We start from the raw sequence: 17,518 nt of genomic DNA on the forward strand, positions 1-17,518 counted from the left end.
TTGTTCCCCTAGTTCAGAGAGTCACCTTGTCTCCTTCCAGATCCGGTTGGACCCGCACCCTCGCCGTGGCACTGGCCATGGCCGCGTGCGGCGGGACGGCCACCGCCACGGTGGCCGTCGCAGCACCACAGCCGACGGGCGACACCCGCGCAGCCGAGACGTACTGGACGGCCGAGCGCATGGCCGGGGCCAAGCCGCTCGAGGCGGGCCACACCACGCAGCCGGCCAAGCCGCGCTCCGGCATCACCGGCTCCCCGGGCCTCGCCGCCCCGTCCGGAACGCCCAAGGGCTCCTACGGTGACGGCATACCCGCCGTCGGCACGTTCTTCAGCAGCTCCGGCCCGACCGGCGCCACCTACTGCACCGCCAGCGTCGTGCGGAGCGCGGGCCGCAACCTCGTGCTGACCGCCGGGCACTGCGCCAAGTCCCTGGCCGGCGGCGGCCAGCGCATCTTCGTCCCGCAGTACCGCAAGGGACTGGACGCGGCCCACCAGCCCTACGGCGTCTTCCCCGTCGACAAGGTCTTCACCGACCCGCGCTACACCCGCAACAGCAAGGGCGCCGACTCCGACCTCGACTTCGGCTTCGCCCGCCTGTCGCCCAACGCGCAGGGCGCCCAGGTGGAGGACCGCACGGGCGGCCTGCGGCTGACGGACACCCCCCGCTGGACCAGCACGGTCAACGTCATCGGCTACCCCGGCGCGTACAACCCCGACCAGCGGGCCATCGGCTGCACCGTGCCGTCCTCGCGGCTGCCGGGCTTCCGCCAGATGCAGATGAAGTGCGGCGGCTACTACGGCGGCGTCTCCGGCAGCCCGTGGATCACCAACTACGACGCCAAGACCCGCACCGGCGACATCATCGGCAACATCGGCGGCTACAACGGCGGCGGCGACACCGCCAACGACGACTGGCTCAGCTACTCCCCGGTCTACGACCGCGAGATCCGGGCCCTGTACGACGACGCCGTCGCCGACCGCACCCCGCAGCGCTCCGGCGCCTACACCGCGCCTTCGGACAAGGGCCGCCTGTCCGGCGCCGCCTCGACCTGGACGCACGCGAACCACCTCGCGTCCGGCGACTTCACCGGCGACGGCCACGACGACATGCTGACGATCTGGAGCGACGGCGAGGTCACCCTGTACACGGGCGACGGCGCGGGCGGCTTCAGCGCGGAGAAGCAGCTGTCCAAGGCGGCCTACTGGCAGCGGGCCAAGGCGGTCACCGCCGGCGACTTCAGCGGCTCCGCGCTCCCTGACCTCATGGTCCGCTGGGACACCGGCAAGCTCAGCTACTACGAGGACGTCAAGCCCTCCGGCTTCGGCAAGGAGTACACGCTCGCGAGCGCCGGCTCCGCCTGGAAGGACGCCGCGCAGATCACCGCGGGCCGCTTCAACTCCACCTCCAAGGCGAACGACCTCGTCGTCCGCTGGGCGGACGGCAAGGTCACCCTGCACTCCTCGGTGACCTCCTCCGGCCTCGGCACCGAGCGGAGCCTGGCCGCCTCCGGCTCGTTCTGGAAGAACGCCGGATCGCTGACCAGCCTGCGCCCGGCCGGCAAGGACACCTCGAACGTGGTCGTGCGCTGGGCCGACGGCTCGCTGGGCAGCTTCGCCCTCTCCGGCGGCGGCCTGTCCGGCACCCGGCTGCAGGGCCCCAACGCCTCCTGGACGCCCACGATCATGGTCGCCGGCGACTTCAACGGCGGCGACCGCCCCGACGACCTCGTCGTGCGCTGGTCCAACGGCGAGACCTCGCTGTACGGCGGGACGCGGAGCGACGCCCTGGGCACGTGGACGGCGCTGGTGCAGCCGTAACGTCCCCTGCCGGGCCCGGGTGCCGGACGGACCGCCAGAGCGCGGCCGCCCGGCACCCGGGCTCTTTCACGACCGGCAGCCTTCACAGCTCCAGGTCGGCGAAGAGCGCGGCGTGGTCGGAGGCCTGGTCCTTCGGTCCGTGGACGCTGTCGAACCTGACGGCGGACTCGGCGATCCCGCGCGTCTCCACCCGCACCTTGGTCACCTTGCCGAACAGCTCCGGCGAGAACATCACGTAGTCGATCTTCTCGTCCGCCGTGCACGGGCCGTGGGTGCCTTTCGGCCCCTGGTAACTGTCGTGGGTCATCGCGTCCCGAAGACCGGCGTCGCGCAGGAACGTGACCGCCTCGCTGTCCGGGGTGTCGTTGAGGTCCCCGGCGACCACGACACGGTCCGAGCGCCCGAGCGCCTCCTGGTAGATCTTGGCGACGCGCTTGCCCTGCAGCCTGCGCTTTTCCGCACCACCGCCGCCGCGCTTGCTCTTGAAATGATTCCCCAGCAGCCACAGCGGCTCGCCGTCGACGTCGATCTCGAATTCCGGGCAGTCCCGGCTGAAGATTCCGAAGATGTCCTGAGGATTCTCCTTGTCGAAGATGTGCGAGCGTATCGAGGTGATCGGGTGCCGGCTGAGGATCCCCACGTCGATGCCGCGGATGTCATTGCCGTCGATCAGCATGTTGAACGGATAGGCCGGCGCGCCGATTTGGCCGTGCAGCACCTGCTGGTTGAAGCGGTGCAGGGTGAGCCGGTCCTCGACCTCGACCGTGATCAGTATGTCGGCGTTCACCTCGGCGATCACCTTGGCGGTGTTCTGGAGGGCGGCCAAGGAGAGGTCTCCCCGGACCAGCTCGGCCCAGCCGACCCAGTCCGGCCGTCCGTTGACGTCGGCCCTGACCTGGATGTTACGGCCCTCACCCTTGAGGAGCTTGGCCATGCCCTTGGGCTCGTTCACCAGGATCGTCTGGGTGGAGATCTCCTGGGAGACGTCGACGCTGTGCGCCAGGAGGATCTCGATGATCTTCGCCTTGTCGTCGTCCGTGTACGCGTCCTTCTCGAGGATTTCCACGAGCTTCCTGAAGGCGTCGAGTACCGTGTCGCGTTTCGTATCGTCCTCGATGCCGAAGACGACGGGCCGCCGGAAGAGGTTCTCGGCGTTGAATGTGGCGATGCGGATGCTCATGGCGCACCTCCTCACCCTTCGATTCTCGGAGCGCGCCCGGGAGCTGTCCAACGGACCGGGCCGCTCCCCGCGGGGGTGCGGCCCGGAACCGGAGGGGATCAGCCGCGCAGCGGGCCCTCGCAACGGAAGTCCGCCGTCCCCGCCGGGCGGTCGGACCAGATGTCGACCTTGCCGAAGGAGCAGTTCATGTCGGCGAGGTTGTTGGAGGCGCCCTTGGTGCGGTCGAGTATGAAGTAGTCGACCGTCTCGGACATGTCCTTGAAGACCAGGTCGGCGTTGCCGGGGCTGCTCAGGTTGGCGGTGATGCGGCCCGTGCAGACGAAGCGGGGGCGGTCGGTGGTGCGGGCGGTGCCGCACTCGGGGCTCTGGCCCGTCGAGGCGGCGAACGACGAGCGGACCTGGTCGGCCGTGGCCTGCTGCAGGCGGTTGACCGGCGTGTACGTGGTCTCCGGCACGTACAGGTCCTTGACCTTGGCGATCTGCTTGTCGAGGAAGGCGTTGTAGTCCCGCTGCACGTACCAGTCCCGGCCCATGCGGTTGCGCCAGGCGTCGAAGCCGGACACGTCGTTCGCCCGCAGGTAGCCGTACATCTCCCTGAGCGCCGAGGGGCGTTCGGTCCACAGGAACTCGAAGAAGGTGCCCGCGTACGAGTAGAACCGGAAGCCGTCGCGGTCGTACTCCGCGTGCAGCAGCTGGTCGACGGTCATGCGCGGCTTGTTGCCCGCCGTGTCGTTGATGACGCTCTGCACCAGGGACTTGCGGACCCTGATGCCGTCGTCGCGGGTGGCGCCGTCGAAGAACTCGGCGGTGCCCTCGTCCATCGCGGTGGTGCGGTCGCCCTGGTACCACGGGCCCTCGCCGAAGAGGCCGGGCACGGCCCAGCGGCCGTTGAGGTAGTGGGTGTACTCGTGGCGGAAGAGCTCCTCCAGGGTGAGCGTGGAGTCCTGGGGCACCCGCCGCTCGTAGGTGTAGAAGGTGGCGCCGTTCTCGATGTAGATACCGCCGTTGTTGGTGCCCATGCCGGTGAGCAGCGGGTGGTAGATCTCGTAGTCCGAACGGGAGGCGTACAGCACGATGTTCAGCGAGGTGTTGGTGTCGCCGGCCAGCGGCTGCTCGGTGCCCAGGACCCGGTGGTACTGCGCCTTGACCTGCTTGCTGGCGTAGTAGAGGCGGTCGACGGTGGTACGCGGCAGGGCGGTGCGGACCTTGATGCCGCCGTTGTCGTACGTGTACGTGTTGGGGAAGAGGCGGCGCTCGATGTCCGTCTTGCACACCCCGTACTGCTTGCAGGCGCCGAACTCGTTCAGCCAGGTGACGACCTTGGCCCAGGGCTCGCTGCCCTCGCCGAAGGTGCCGGCGGTGGTCGACAGCAGGCCGCCCAGCGCGGAGGTGATCTCGCCCTTGAGCGCGTCGATCTGGCCCATCCGGCCGTACTCGCCGACGGCGTCGCGCGCCACCCAGGCGTTGGCCGTGCCCTTGAGGTGGGTGTAGCCGGCGAAGGCCTTGAAGACGGCGCGGTAGGAGGGGTCGGCGGTGACGGCGGCGTGGAAGGCGGTGTCGTGGTTGCCGGAGTAGACGCCGAGGTAGTTCAGGGAGAGCGCGGCGAGCGCGGCGCCGGCCCAGGAGGTGTCCTTGGCGGTCTGCGGGTGCGCGGCGTCCATGGTGGCCAGCACGCGCTTGACCAGCGGGAGCTGGTGCTGACGCAGGCCGGGGGAGCTGGCGGCGTAGAGGGCCTCGCGCAGGGTCTCGGCGTTGGTGCGGGTGACGTCGAAGGTGCGGGCGGCCGTGCCGAAGGAGGAGACGGCACGGCGGATGGCGTCCACGGTCTGCGCGTCGCCGAGGTCGATCTCGTCGTGTGAGAAGTCGTGATAGCCCACGGCGTGGAGGTAGGTGAACATCTCCAGCAGGTGGCTGCCGTTCTTGCCGTCGTGGCCGCCGGCCAGCTGTTCGGCGCGCCGGGAGACGGCCCGGACGTGCTCCTTGGACATGACGGGGACCAGCCGCTGGTCCCACTTCCAGATCAGGTCGCGCAGGCAGCCGTCGGCGGTGACGGCCGGGTCGGCGAGGAAGTCGGCGAACTGCTCCGGGGTGAGCCGGGTGATGCCGTCGAGGGTGCAGGGGACCGTGGTGCCGCGGAGCGTGGCGCGGGGGGTGGTGGCCTTGGCCTTGCCGGAGGTGTCCTTCGCCTTGTCCTTGCCGGCGCCCGGCACCCGTCCGTCCGTCAGCCCGCCGGGAGCGGTGGGGTTCTCGATGGCGGGCCGCGGGGCCTTGGCGAGGCGGGTGACCTCGTCGAAGGGGTTGGGCGCGGGCGCCGACGCCTGACGGGCCGGGGCCGGGGAAGCGGGGGCCGGGGCGCCGGCGGGGGAGTCGGCGAAGCCGGGCTGCACGACGGTGGCGCAGAGGGTCGCCGCTATCGCGGTGCCGAGCAGGGATCTGCGCAGGGTTCTGGAGGGGGTCACCGATGACTCCTGTGGGTGGGAGGTGTGTGTGATGCGCACGCGAAGTCGGGGGGTGCGGGCGTGCGGGTCCACGGCGGCGCGGCGGGAGGTTCCCCGACTGCCGCCTGGCGGGCGGTGCGGAAGGTGCCGCTGCGGCGCCATGTGATGCGTAACGTAGTAATGTGAAATGTTACTGACAACCCCTTAGATGCGCTGGATTCCGCCCGGCGGCACAGGGGAGACCATTGACGCAGGTCAACGGGGGTTCGATGAACACCGAGCAAAAAAGCGTTATTTCAGGGCCGCGAATATCGTCCGCGCTGGCGACGCTGCTCGCCGCCGTCCTGCTGTTCCTCTGCACCCCGCCACCCGCCGAGGCGGCCGGCCGGGCCGCGACGCGGGACGACGCCGCCCGGTGCGCCCTGCCCGGCGCCACCGGCTGGACCGACGAAGGACACGACACCGACGACTCGGTCTTCCAGCGGCCGATCGGGACCGTCAACGTCGGCATGATCTTCGTGGACTTCCCCGACGCGCCCGCCACCGAGTCGCCCGAAACCGACAGCGCCCGGATCACCCCCGGCGCCGACTGGCTGTGGTTCGCCTCCCACGGCAAGGCGTGGCTGTCCATCAGCGAGCACCGCAGCTGGGTGCGGATGCCGCACCGCTCCACCGACTACGGCTTCGCCCGCGGCCTCACCCACGAGACGCACGAGGCGTACATCGCGGACGCCGTGCGCGCCGCCGACCCGTACACCGACTTCTCGCGCTACGACATGCTCTACGTCGTCCCCACCCGCAACGCCGCGGCCATCTCCTTCACCCCCACCTACATCTACGAGCCCGGCACGCCGGGCGTCGTCGCCGACGGCAACCGCCTCAGGTGGGCCGTGACCTTCGGCCAGGACATGTGGCACTGGGACGAGCGGCTCGTGGGCCACGAGACCGCTCACACCTTCGGCCTGCCCGATCTGTACGCCTTCGACGCGGGAAGCGACGCCCACCGCTTCGTCGGCGGCTGGGACGTGATGGGCCTGATCAGCGGTGCCGGACCGCAGTACCTCGCGTGGCACGCGTGGAAGCTCGGCTGGACCGACGACGGCCAGGTCGCCTGCCGGGCCTCCACAGGCGCCGACACCGTACGCCTGACCGCCGTCGAGTACGGCGGCGGCACCGCGATGGCAGTGGTGCGCACCGGCCCCACGAGCGCTTACGTCGTCGAGTCGCGGCGGGCGGTCCGGGCGGACGAACGGGCCTGCGGGACCGGCGCGCTGGTCTACAAGATCGACTCGTCCGTGCCGACCGGCAAGGGCCCGGTCCGGGTGATGGACGCCAGGCCCGGCGCCACCCCGCCGAGCGGCTGCCGCCCGCTGGACGACGCCCCCTACCGGGCGGGCCAGTCCTTCACCGACGCGGCGGCCGGCGTCCGCATCGACGTGCTGAGCTCCGACGGCCTCGGCGACACGGTCCGCGTCACCAAGTCCTAGGGGTGTCCGATGGGTTCGCCGATCGGACACCCCCTGGAAATCAGCGATCGGTACGACCGGTGGTGCCCTGAATCCCCCCATAGGAATCAGGGCACCACCGCGACGGCGGCCTCAGACCGCCGTTCCGGGGAAGTGGCACGCCACTTCCCGCGCCTCGCCCGGCGTGGCGACCCGCAGCAGCGGGGCCTCGGTCCGGCAGATCTCCTGGGCCCTGGGGCAGCGGGGATGGAACGTGCAGCCCGGCGGGGGAGCCGCCGGGCTCGGCGGGTCGCCCGCCAGCGTGATCCGCTCGCGGGCCCTCTCGGCGGCCGGGTCCGGCAGCGGAACGGCCGAGAGCAGGGCCTGGGTGTAGGGGTGGGCGGGGGCGGCGTACACCCGCTCCTTGGCGCCGATCTCCACGATCCGCCCCAGATACATCACCGCCACCCGGTCGCACACCCGCTTGACCACCGACAGGTCGTGGGCGATGAAGAGGTAGGCCAGGCCCAGCTCCCGCCGCAGCCGTTCCATCAGGTTGACGATCTGGGCCTGGACGGAGACGTCGAGGGCGGAGACCGGTTCGTCGGCGACGACCAGGCGGGGGCCGGTGGCGAGCGAGCGGGCGATGCCGATGCGCTGGGCCTGGCCGCCGGAGAACTCGTGCGGATAGCGGTCGAGATGCTCGGGGATCAGCCCGACCAGCTCCATCAGCTCCGCCGCCCGCCGGCGCGCCTCGGCCTGCGGCGTGCCCTGCACCAGCAGCGGGTCGGCGATGATCCGGGACACCGTCTGGCGGGGGTTGAGGGAGGAGTGCGGGTCCTGGAAGACCATCTGCAGCTCCCGGCGCAGCGGCTTCATCTCGCGCCGGCCCAGCCGGCTGATGTCGCGGCCGTCGTAGGTGATCGATCCGGCCGTCGGCTCCAGCAGCCGCACGATCATGCGGCCGGTGGTGGACTTGCCGCAGCCGGACTCCCCGACCAGCCCCAGGGTCTCGCCGGGGGCGATGTCGAAGCTGACGCCGTCGACGGCGCGTACGGGCGCCGAGCGGCGGCGGCCGGGGAAGGTCATCCTCACGTCCCGTACGGACAGCAGGGGAGCGGCGGTCGCGGTCATGGGGTGCCTTTCCGGGCCGGGGCGGGGGTGTGCAGGGGCAGGTGGCAGGCGACCAGCCGCCCGCCGGCCGTGGCGAGGCCGGGCCGCTCCCGCGCGCAGCGCTCGCGTTCGGCCGGGGCCGCGGCGGCCGCGCGCGGGCAGCGGGGTGCGAAGGCGCACCCGGGGGCCGGGGCCAGCAGCGAGGGCGGGCTGCCGGGGATCGCGCGCAGGGGCGCGTCGTCGGCGTCGTCGAGGCGGGGGAGGGAGTCGAGCAGGCCGCGGGTGTAGGGGTGGGCCGGGTCGGTGAACAGGGCGTCCACCGGCGCCTGTTCGGCGGCCCGCCCGCCGTACATCACCAGCACCTCCTGGGCGACGCGGGCGATGACGCCGAGGTCGTGCGTGATCATGACGACGGCCAGTCCCCGGTCCTGCTGCAGGCGGACGATCAGATCCAGGATCTGCGCCTGGACGGTGACGTCGAGGGCGGTGGTCGGCTCGTCGGCGATGAGCAGGTCGGGTTCGCAGGCGAGCGCCATGGCGATCATCGCGCGCTGGCGCATGCCGCCGGAGAACTGGTGGGGGTACTCGCCCGCCCGCCGCGCGGGCTCCGGGATGCCGACCTCGCCGAGCGTCTCGACGGCCCGTCGGCGGGCGGCGGCCCGGCGGGAGCCGAAGTGGACGCGGTGGTGCTCGGCGATCTGCTCGCCGACGGTGTAGTAGGGGTGGAGGCTGGAGAGCGGGTCCTGGAAGATCATCGCCATCCGGCGGCCGCGCAGCCGGTTCAGCTCGCCCTCGGCCAGCCCGACGAGCTCCCGCCCGTCCAGGGCGATGGAGCCGGTGACCTCGGCGCCGGTGTGCAGGCCCATCACGGCCAGGGAGGTGACGGACTTGCCGGAACCGGACTCGCCGACGATGCCGAGCGTGTGCCCGCGGCGCACCGAGAAGGCGAGCGAGTCCACGGCCCGCACCGGCCCGCGGCCGGTGCGGAAGGTGACGGTCAGGTCCTTGACCGACAGCAGGGGGGCCTCGTCGGCCATCAGAACCTCACCCTCGGGTCGACGACGGCGTAGAGCAGGTCGACGGCCAGGTTGGCGACGACGATGAAGGTGGCGGCCAGCAGGGTGACGCCGAGGATGACCGGCTGGTCGCCGGTGGACAGCGCGCCGTAGAACAGCCGCCCGATGCCCGGCAGTCCGAAGATGGACTCGGTGATGACCGCGCCCGCGAGCAGGCCGCCCAGGTCCATGCCGAAGATGGTCAGGATGGGCGTCATGCCCGCGCGCAGGGCGTGCTTGACCACGACGGTCCGGCGCGGCAGGCCCTTGGCGCGGGCGGTGCGGATGTACGGCTCCGCCATCGTCTCGATCATCGAACCGCGGCTCTGGCGCGCGTACATGGCGGCGTACAGGACGGCCAGGGCGAGCCACGGCAGGAGCAGGTTCGACGCCCAGTGCGCGGGGTCGTCGGCGAAGGGCACGTACTGCGGGTAGGGCAGCAGGCCGGCCACCCGGATCAGGCCGTAGATCAGCATCATGGAGGTGAAGTAGACGGGCATGGAGGCGGCGGCGACGGCGCCGACCATCAGGGCCTTGTCGGTGAGGGTGTCCTTGCGCAGGGCCGCGGCGACGCCCGCGCCCAGGCCGAGCAGCAGCCACAGCACGGCGGCGCCCAGGGCCAGCGAGGCCGAGACCGGCAGTCGGTCCATCAGCAGGTCCCAGACGGCCTCGGAGTTCTCGTACGAGTAGCCGAGGCAGGGGAAGTCGCAGTGCAGGGCGTACTGCCCGCTGCCCATGGTGCGGCCGGTGAAGACGCCGGTGACGAAGTCCGCGAACTGCCGCCACAGCGGCTGGTCCAGGCCCATGTGGGCGCGGATCGCCTCCAGCCGTTCGGTGCTGCAGGACTTTCCGCACGCGGCGGCCGCCGGGTCGGAGGGCAGGACGTAGAAGACGGTGAAGGTGACGGCGGCGATGGCCAGGAGGACGCCGACGACGCCGAGCAGCCGGCGGGCGGTGTAGAGGATCACGCGCGGCCGCTCCTCGGGTCGAGGACGTCGCGCAGCGCGTCGCCGAGCAGGGTGAAGGCGAGCACGGTCAGGAAGAGACAGGCGCTCGGGATGACGAAGTACATGGGGTCCGTGTCGTAGAAGGCGACGCTCTCGGCGATCATCTGGCCCCAGGAGGGGGTGGGCGGGCGGACGCCGACGCCCAGGTAGCTCAGGGCCGCCTCGGTGGCGATCATGCCGGGGATGATCAGCGTGGTGTAGGCGATGACGGGGCCGGAGACGCCCGGGAGGATGTCGCGGGTGAGGATGCGCCAGGGGCCGGCGCCGCCGACGCGGGCGGCGTCGACGTACTCGCGGTGCTTGAGGGACAGCGCCTGGCCGCGGACGACGCGGGCGACGCCGGGCCAGCCGAACAGCCCGATGACGGCGGTCATCAGCGCGACGCGGTTGACGTCCTTGGCCACCGACATCATCGCGATCATGAAGATGAGGGAGGGGAAGGACATGGTGAGGTCCATCAGGCGGGAGAGCACGGCGTCGGTGCGGCCGCCGAAGTAGCCGGCGGCGATGCCGGCCGCCGTTCCGGCGACGACGACGATCGCGGTGGCGGTGAGCGCGATGAACAGCGAGACCTGCGCGCCGTGGACGACGCGGGCGAAGAGATCGCGGCCGGTGACGGGCTCCACGCCGAGCCAGTGGTCGGCGGAGATCCCGCCGAGCGGGCCGAGGGGCCGGCCGCCGAGGTAGGGGTCGACGGCGGTCTTGTCGAACTCCTCGGGGGACCAGCCGCCGAGCGCGCTCAGCAGCGGGGCGGACGCCGCCACGATCAGGAAGAGGGCGACGACGGCGAGGGAGATCCGTACGGACGCGCGGCGGCGCAGTTCCGCGCGGGCCAGGCGCCAGGGGCCGGCGGCGGGGGCCGCCTGCGGGGCGGGTGCGGTGGTGGTCATGGCGGGCGGCCCTCAGCCCCGGCCCTTGGCCGGGTCCTTGAGCCCGACGGTGGCGTAGTCGAGCTGGCCGCCGAAGGAGGTGTGCCCGTAGGCGCCGGCGATGTTGGTGCCCAGGACCAGCGGCCACCGGCGGACGAGCACGGGCACGGCGGGCGCCTTGGCGAGGATCTCGCCGTCGAGCTTCCGCCAGGCCCCGGCCGCCTCCTTGGAGTCGGTCATGGCGGCGATCTCGTCCATCCGCTTCATGGTCGCGTTCTCGCGGAAGAGCGAGTGGTTGCCGGAGTTGCCCTTCTCCTTGATGAAGCGGCCGTCGAAGACGAAGGGCAGGAAGGTCGAGCCGGAGGGGTAGTCGGGGCACCAGCCGGTGTACACCATGTCGGTGCGGTTCTTGGTGTCGCCGATACCGGCGTAGAACGCGGACGGGTCCACGGTCTCGATGGTGACCTTGATGCCCGCCTTGCCGAGGGACTGCTGGATCGCCTCGGCCCGGCCCTTGTCGCCGGAGGAGACGGTGAGCTTGGTGGAGAAGCCGTCCGGCTTGCCGGCCTCCTTCAGCAGCCGCTTGGCCTTCTCGGTGTCGCCGGTGGCGGGGATCCTCAGGGTGTCGGGCTGCTTGCCGCCGAAGAGCGTGGCCGGCATGTAGGCGGTCGACGGGTCGTTGAGGGCGGGGCCGCCGGAGGCGGTCAGGACGGCGTCCCGGTCGAGGGCGTACTGCACGGCCCGGCGCACTTTGACGTCGTCGAAGGGGGCCCGGCCGGTGTGCATCTGGAGCATGTCGGTGCAGTTCTGGGACTCGGCGAGCAGTCGTGAGCGCACCTCGGCGCTGGGCAGCACCTTGGCCGCGCTCTCCGGCCGCAGGGCGTACCAGGGGACGGCGGAGGCGTCGGCGCCCTGGCTGGCGATCATGCGGTCGTCGATCTGGTTGGCCTTGAGGCCCATGACGACGATCAGCTTGTCGGGGTAGGCCTTGCGGACCTCGTCCGTCCTCGGATCCCACTTGTCGTTGCGGACCAGGACCAGCTTCTTGCCCCGGTCGTAGGAGTCGATCTTGTAGGGGCCGGAGGAGAAGGGCCGGTTGTCGTACTGCGGGCCCTTGTCCCGCGCCTGTGGTACGGGCGCGAAGGTGGGCATGACCGTGGCGTAGGGGAACTCGGCGAAGGGCTTGCGCAGTTCGAAGACGATGGTGCGGTCGTCCGGCGTCCTGACCGAGTCCAGGTGCTTGCCCTGGGCGGGGCCCTGGTAGCCCTCGGCGCCGGCGAGGTAGCGGGCCGCGTAGTCGGCGCCGCCGGGCAGGTCGGGGGAGAAGGACCGTTCCACGTTGTACTTGACGTCCTGGGCGGTGATGGGCGAGCCGTCCTCGTACGTCACCCCCTGCTTGAGGTGGAACGTCCAGGTCCTGGCGCCGTTCGAGGGGGTGCCGAGGTCGGTGGCGAGGTCGGGGACCAGCGTGCCGCCCTCGTTGCCGGGCGCGCCCTTGTAGGTCACCAGCGTGCGGTAGAGCAGCCGGGTGCCGAAGTCCATGTCGCTCATGACCCAGTTGCGGGCCGGGTCGAGGTGGGTGAAGTCCTGGTTGGACAGCACGGTGAGGGTGCCGCCCTTGTGCGGGGTGCCGCCCAGTACGGCGCCGGCGTTGGCGGCGACGGGATTTCTGCCGCCTCCGCCCCCGCCCGCCCTCCGTTCGCCCGAGCAGCCGGCCGCGCCGAGCGCGAGGGTGGCCGCCAAGGTGGCGGCGAGGGCGGTACAGGTGCGCTTGTTCATCAGTGGTCACTCCGTGAACAGGTCGGGCAGCCAAGGGAGTCCTGTGAGCGCCAGGCGCTGGCTGAAATGTGACCCGTAACATAGTAATGTGAAATTGCACTGACAAGGCATCAGCAGTGGCATCAGTAGTTCCGTTATCCACCTGTGTCCGAGGAGGAGTCCCCGTGAACGACACCACAACCGCCGCAATCCGGACGGTGAGTCACGACCTGCCCGTCTCGCCGGAGTTCGAGGACTTCATGGCGGCCGACTGGGCGGCCACCCCGCTGCCCGGCGACATCCGGCTGCCCGCGGCGGACCTCGCCGCCGCCCGCCGCGCCAGGCTGTCCGCGCGCTTCCCCGGCGAGCGGCTGATCGTCCCGGCGGGGGAGCTGAGGGTCCGCTCCAACGACTGCGACCACCGCTTCCGCCCGCACAGCGCGTACGCCTGGCTGACCGGCCTCACCGGCGAGGACCAGGTGGGCCACGTCCTCGTCCTCGAGCCCGACGGCCCGCACGCCCACGAGGCGGTGCTGTACGTGCGCCCCCGCTCGCCGCGCGTCGGCACGGAGTTCTACCGCGACCGCCGCTACGGCGAGTTCTGGGTCGGCCGCCGCCCCGACCTCGCCGAGGCCGAGCGGATGACCGGCGTCCGCTGCGTGCACCTCGACGACCTCGGCGCGCTCCCGCCGGGCCGCGACGCCTCCCAGGACGCGGAGCTGGCCTCCGTGCTGAGCGAACTGCGCCTGGTCAAGGACGCCTGGGAGGTCGGCCAGCTGCAGCTGGCCGTGGACCACACCACCGCCGGGTTCGAGGACGTCGTCCGCGCGCTGCCCCGCGCCCTGACCCACCCGCGCGGCGAGCGCTGGATCGAGGGCGTCTTCGCCCTGCGCGCCCGCGCCGAGGGCAACGGCACCGGCTACGAGACCATCGCCGCCTCCGGAGCGCACGCCTGCGTCCTGCACTGGATACGCAACGACGGCCCCCTGAACCCCCGGGAACTGCTCCTGCTGGACGCCGGCGTGGAGACCGACACCCTCTACACCTCCGACATCACCCGCACCCTGCCCCTCTCCGGCCGCTTCTCCCCCGTGCAGCGGCAGGTCTACGAACTCGTCCTCGCCGCCCAGGAGGCGGGCATCGCCGCGCTCAAACCCGGCGCGAGCTTCCGCGACTTCCACCGGGCCGGCATGCGGGTCATCTCCGAGGGCCTCGCCGAGTGGGGCATCCTCAAGAGCGCCGAGGGCGACCTCCACCGCCGCTACACCCTGTGCAGCAGCGGGCACATGCTCGGCCTCGACGTCCACGACTGCGCCCAGGCGCGGGCCGAGGCCTACCTCGACGGCGTCCTGGAGGAGGGGCAGGTCCTCACCGTCGAGCCCGGTCTCTACCTCCAGCCCGACGACGAGACGCTGCCGCCCGAACTGCGCGGCATCGGCGTGCGGATCGAGGACGACCTGGTCATCACGGCGGAGGGGGCGCGGCTGATGTCCGGGGCGCTGCCGAGGACTCCGGACGCGATCGAGGCGTGGATGGGCGAGCTGATGGAGAAGCAGCCGACGGGGAAGTAGAAGTCGCAACGGAACGGCTCTTGGCACGCTCAGTGCAATGTGAAATATTACTGACTGTGCCCCAGAGCAACTCCTCGGACGTCGCCGACGTCATCGTCGTCGGAGCGGGCGTGGTCGGCGCCGCCTGCGCCTACTACGCCGCACGCTCCGGCCTGTCCGTCACCGTGGTCGACCGCGGCCCCGTCGCCGGCGGGACCACGGGAGCGGGCGAGGGCAACCTCCTCGTCTCCGACAAGGGCCCCGGCCCCGAACTCGAACTGGCCCTGCTCTCCACCCGCCTGTGGCGGGAGATGGAGGACGGCGTCCCGGCGGCGAGCGAGTACGAGCCCAAGGGCGGCCTGGTCGTCGCCTCGTCCAGCGCGGCCATGGACGCCCTGCGGCACTTCGCCCGGGCCCAGGCCACGGCGGGCGTCACCGCCCACGAGATCGAGGCGGACCGGCTGCGCGAGAAGGAACCGCATCTCGCGCCCGGCCTCGCCGGCGGCTTCCACTACCCCCAGGACGCCCAGGTCCAGCCCGCCCTCGCCGCCGCCCGCCTGCTGCGCGCCTCGGGCGCCCGCGTCCGCACCGGCAGCGAGGTCACCGCGGTCCTCACCGGCCCGGGCGGCGAGGTGCGGGGCGTGCGGACGCCCGGCGGCGACCTGCACGCCCCCCACGTGGTGAACGCCGCCGGCACCTGGGGCGGCGAGCTGGCCCGCCTCGCCGGTGGCGACCTGCCCGTCCTGCCCCGCCGCGGCTTCGTGCTCGTCACCGAACCGCTGCCGCGCGTGGTCCGGCACAAGGTCTACGCGGCCGACTACGTCGCCGACGTGGCCAGCGACTCCGCGGCCCTGCAGACCTCCGCGGTCGTCGAGGGCACCCCGGCCGGCCCGGTCCTCATCGGCGCCAGCCGCGAACGCGTCGGCTTCGACCGCACGTTGTCCGTCGAGGCGCTGCGCCGCCTCGCCCAGGGCGCCACCGCGCTCTTCCCCCTGCTGGCCGGGGTGCGGGCGACGCGCGCGTACGCGGGCTTCCGCCCGTATCTCCCCGACCACCTGCCCGCGATCGGTGCCGACCCCCGCGTGCCCGGCCTGCTGCACGCCTGCGGGCACGAAGGCGCCGGCATCGGCCTCGCCCCGGCCACCGGGCTCATCGTCGCCCACCTGCTGACCGGCGCCGAACCCCCGCTCGACGTCAAGCCGTTCGACCCCGGCCGCTTCCCGGCCGCCGCCTGACGGGGCCCGCCCGCCCCGCCCCCGACACACCCGAGAGGAAGCCCGCAGTGGCCCGTACCCCCGCCGAGCTCGCCGGGGCGGAGCCGGAACCGCCGTTCGAGATCACCTTCGACGGCCGTACGGTCACCGCCCTGCCCGGCCAGTCCCTGGCCGCCGCCCTGTGGGGCGCGGGCATCCTCGCCTGGCGCACCACCCGCGCCGGCGGCCGCCCGCGCGGCGCCTTCTGCGGCATCGGCCAGTGCTTCGACTGCCTCGCCACCGTCAACGGCACGCCCAACCGGCGGGCCTGCCTCGTGCCCGCCCGCTCCGGCGACGCCGTCACCACCCAGGAAGGACACGGCCATGGCCCGCTCGGCGTCTGAACCCTACGACCTCGCCGTGCTGGGCGCGGGCCCCGCCGGGATCGCGGGCGCCGTCGCGGCCTCCGAAGCGGGCCTGTCCGTCGCCCTGCTGGACGCCTCCGAACAGACCGGCGGCCAGTACTTCCGCCACCCCGCCCCCACCCTGCGCGCCCGCCGGCCGCACGCCCTCCACCACGACTGGCCCGCCTTCGCCCGCCTGCGCGGCCGCCTGGAGGCGAGCGCCGCCGACCACCTCCGGGCCCACCACGTGTGGACCGTGACGCGCGAGAGCGCCGACGCCTGGACCGTGCACGCCCTCACCGGCGCCGACGGCGACGGCGAACGCCCGGTCCGGATACGGGCCCGGGCCGTCCTGCTCGCCACGGGCGCCTCCGAACGGCACCTGCCCTTCCCCGGCTGGACCCTGCCCGGCGTCGTGGCGGCCGGCGGCGCCCAGGCGATGCTCAAGTCCGGCCTCGTCCTGCCCGGCCGGCGGATCGTCGTCGCCGGCAGCGGACCGCTCCTGCTCGCCGTCGCCTCCTCGCTGGCCGCCGCCGGGGCCCACGTGCCCGCCGTCGTCGAGGCCTCCGGTTACCTCGGCTACGCCCGGCACCCGCGCGCCCTCGCCGCCAACCCGCACAAGCTCCTCGAAGCCGCCGCCCACGGCTCGGTGCTGCTGCGCCACCGGGTCCGGCCGCTCACCCGCAGCGCCGTCACCGAGGCCCACGGCACCGACCGCGTGGAGGCCGTCACCGTCACCCGCCTCGACCGCCACTGGCGGCCGGTGCCGGGAACGGGCCGCCGCATCGCCTGCGACGCGCTGGCCGTGGGACACGGCCTCGTTCCGCAGACCGAGCTCGCCACCGGCCTGGGCTGCGCCACGCGGCGCACCCCCGACGGGACGACCGCCCTCGCCCTGGACCACCTCCAGCGCACCTCCGTGCCCGGCCTGTGGGCCGCGGGCGAGACCGGCGGCGTCGGCGGCTGGCTCCTGGCCCGCGTCGAGGGCGAACTCGCCGGCCTCGCGGTGGCCGCCCAGCTGCGCGGCCGGCCCGCCCCCGGCGGGCGCGTGGCGGAACTGCGCCGCCGCCGGGACCGCCTGCGGGCCTTCGCCGCCGCCATGGCCGCCGCCCACGCGCCCGGCCCCGGCTGGACCGGCTGGCTCACCGACGACACCGAGGTCTGCCGCTGCGAGGAGGTGACCGCCGGTCACGTCCGCGAGGCGGTCTCCGGCCTCGGCGCCCGCGACGCGCGCACCGTCAAGCTCCTCACCCGGGCCGGCATGGGCTGGTGCCAGGGCCGGATGTGCGGAGCGGCCGTGGCCTGCCTCGCGGCGGCCGGTACGGCGGAGGGGACCGTACCGCCGTCCGTCGAGCGCAGGCCGCTCGCCGTCCCCGTACCGCTCGGCGTCCTCGCCGCCCACCCCGAAGCCGCCGAACCCGAGGCCGTCCGACCCGAGGCGGTCCGACCCGAGGCCGCCGAACCCGAGGCCGTCCGACCCGAGGCGGTCCGACCCGAGGCCGCCGAACCCGAGGCCGTCCGACCCGAGGCGGTCCGACCCGAGGCCGCCGAACCCGAGGCCGTCCGACCCGAAGGCACCGAACCCGAAGCCGCCCGACCCGAGGCCGTCCGACCCGAAGGCGTCGAACCCGAGGGCGGCGCCGGACCCCACGGCCGCGCCGACCCCGCGTGACACCCCCACCGCACCAC

Annotated in this window: 13 protein-coding genes; 6 read left to right on the forward strand and 7 right to left on the reverse strand. The window is 72.8% G+C overall.

The features are described 5' to 3' along the window. Positions 1-26 precede the first annotated feature (26 nt). Positions 27-1,817 (forward strand): FG-GAP-like repeat-containing protein, encoded by a 1,791-nt coding sequence (locus tag AB4K12_RS11270; protein ID WP_368434071.1) that lies wholly within the window; start codon positions 27-29, stop codon positions 1,815-1,817. Between the two features lie 82 nt (positions 1,818-1,899). Here AB4K12_RS11270 and AB4K12_RS11275 read toward each other — a convergent pair whose 3' ends face one another. After that, positions 1,900-2,997, reverse strand: a complete 1,098-nt coding sequence (locus tag AB4K12_RS11275) for an endonuclease/exonuclease/phosphatase family protein (RefSeq protein WP_368434072.1) — start codon at positions 2,995-2,997, stop codon at positions 1,900-1,902. A gap of 98 nt (positions 2,998-3,095) precedes the next feature. Further along, a complete protein-coding gene (locus AB4K12_RS11280) occupies positions 3,096-5,456 on the reverse strand; it encodes a collagenase (RefSeq protein ID WP_368434073.1) in 2,361 nt (786 codons plus the stop codon). Between the two features lie 248 nt (positions 5,457-5,704). On the opposite strand from AB4K12_RS11280, the gene AB4K12_RS11285 reads away from it, so the two are divergent. Beyond that, the gene (locus AB4K12_RS11285) at positions 5,705-6,922 is read left to right on the forward strand and encodes a M6 family metalloprotease domain-containing protein (RefSeq protein WP_368434074.1); all 1,218 of its coding nucleotides are present in this window, start codon (positions 5,705-5,707) and stop codon (positions 6,920-6,922) included. 111 nt (positions 6,923-7,033) lie between these two features. Here AB4K12_RS11285 and AB4K12_RS11290 read toward each other — a convergent pair whose 3' ends face one another. From AB4K12_RS11290 to AB4K12_RS11310, 5 genes are read right to left on the reverse strand one after another with little or no spacing between them, the layout of a single operon-like run. After that, positions 7,034-8,014: an ABC transporter ATP-binding protein gene (locus AB4K12_RS11290; RefSeq protein WP_368434075.1), complete on the reverse strand. Its 981-nt coding sequence runs from the start codon at positions 8,012-8,014 to the stop codon at positions 7,034-7,036. After that, complete coding sequence (locus AB4K12_RS11295; RefSeq protein WP_368434076.1) at positions 8,011-9,030, reverse strand: ABC transporter ATP-binding protein; 1,020 nt, start codon at positions 9,028-9,030, stop codon at positions 8,011-8,013. Before AB4K12_RS11295 ends, AB4K12_RS11290 begins: the two co-directional genes overlap by 4 nt. Beyond that, entirely contained in the window at positions 9,030-10,016 is a 987-nt protein-coding gene (locus AB4K12_RS11300; protein WP_368434077.1) for an ABC transporter permease, read from the reverse strand. Before AB4K12_RS11300 ends, AB4K12_RS11295 begins: the two co-directional genes overlap by 1 nt. After that, a complete protein-coding gene (locus AB4K12_RS11305; protein WP_368434078.1) occupies positions 10,013-10,945 on the reverse strand; it encodes an ABC transporter permease in 933 nt (310 codons plus the stop codon). The genes AB4K12_RS11300 and AB4K12_RS11305 overlap by 4 nt, the downstream gene beginning before the upstream one ends. A gap of 12 nt (positions 10,946-10,957) precedes the next feature. After that, positions 10,958-12,703, reverse strand: coding sequence for an ABC transporter substrate-binding protein (locus AB4K12_RS11310; RefSeq protein WP_368434079.1), 1,746 nt, complete (start codon positions 12,701-12,703; stop codon positions 10,958-10,960). Between the two features lie 164 nt (positions 12,704-12,867). Between AB4K12_RS11310 and AB4K12_RS11315 the strand changes: the two genes are divergently transcribed. The 4 genes from AB4K12_RS11315 to AB4K12_RS11330 are packed head-to-tail and all read left to right on the forward strand — an operon-like array spanning position 12,868 to position 17,501. After that, positions 12,868-14,253, forward strand: a complete 1,386-nt coding sequence (locus AB4K12_RS11315) for an aminopeptidase P family protein (protein ID WP_368434080.1) — start codon at positions 12,868-12,870, stop codon at positions 14,251-14,253. Positions 14,254-14,309: 56 nt separating this feature from the next. Beyond that, positions 14,310-15,467 carry an NAD(P)/FAD-dependent oxidoreductase gene (locus AB4K12_RS11320; RefSeq protein WP_368434081.1) on the forward strand — a complete coding sequence of 386 codons (1,158 nt, stop codon included), beginning with the start codon at positions 14,310-14,312 and terminating at the stop codon, positions 15,465-15,467. A gap of 47 nt (positions 15,468-15,514) precedes the next feature. Further along, positions 15,515-15,829, forward strand: a complete 315-nt coding sequence (locus AB4K12_RS11325) for a (2Fe-2S)-binding protein (protein ID WP_368434082.1) — start codon at positions 15,515-15,517, stop codon at positions 15,827-15,829. After that, entirely contained in the window at positions 15,810-17,501 is a 1,692-nt protein-coding gene (locus AB4K12_RS11330) for an FAD-dependent oxidoreductase (protein WP_368434083.1), read from the forward strand. Before AB4K12_RS11325 ends, AB4K12_RS11330 begins: the two co-directional genes overlap by 20 nt. Positions 17,502-17,518: the final 17 nt, after the last annotated feature.

Origin of the sequence: Streptomyces sp. C36, from assembly GCF_040932295.1 — a bacterium.
Lineage (GTDB): Bacteria > Actinomycetota > Actinomycetes > Streptomycetales > Streptomycetaceae > Streptomyces > Streptomyces triculaminicus.

Excerpts from the sequence above, each read along its gene's own strand:
- AB4K12_RS11275 (WP_368434072.1), bottom strand. The coding sequence starts at position 2,997 with ATGAGCATCCGCATCGCCACATTCAACGCCGAGAACCTCTTCCGGCGG.
- AB4K12_RS11285 (WP_368434074.1), top strand. The coding sequence starts at position 5,705 with ATGAACACCGAGCAAAAAAGCGTTATTTCAGGGCCGCGAATATCGTCC.
- AB4K12_RS11290 (WP_368434075.1), bottom strand. The coding sequence starts at position 8,014 with ATGACCGCGACCGCCGCTCCCCTGCTGTCCGTACGGGACGTGAGGATG.
- AB4K12_RS11295 (WP_368434076.1), bottom strand. The coding sequence starts at position 9,030 with ATGGCCGACGAGGCCCCCCTGCTGTCGGTCAAGGACCTGACCGTCACC.
- AB4K12_RS11305 (WP_368434078.1), bottom strand. The coding sequence starts at position 10,945 with ATGACCACCACCGCACCCGCCCCGCAGGCGGCCCCCGCCGCCGGCCCC.
- AB4K12_RS11310 (WP_368434079.1), bottom strand. The coding sequence starts at position 12,703 with ATGAACAAGCGCACCTGTACCGCCCTCGCCGCCACCTTGGCGGCCACC.
- AB4K12_RS11330 (WP_368434083.1), top strand. The coding sequence starts at position 15,810 with ATGGCCCGCTCGGCGTCTGAACCCTACGACCTCGCCGTGCTGGGCGCG.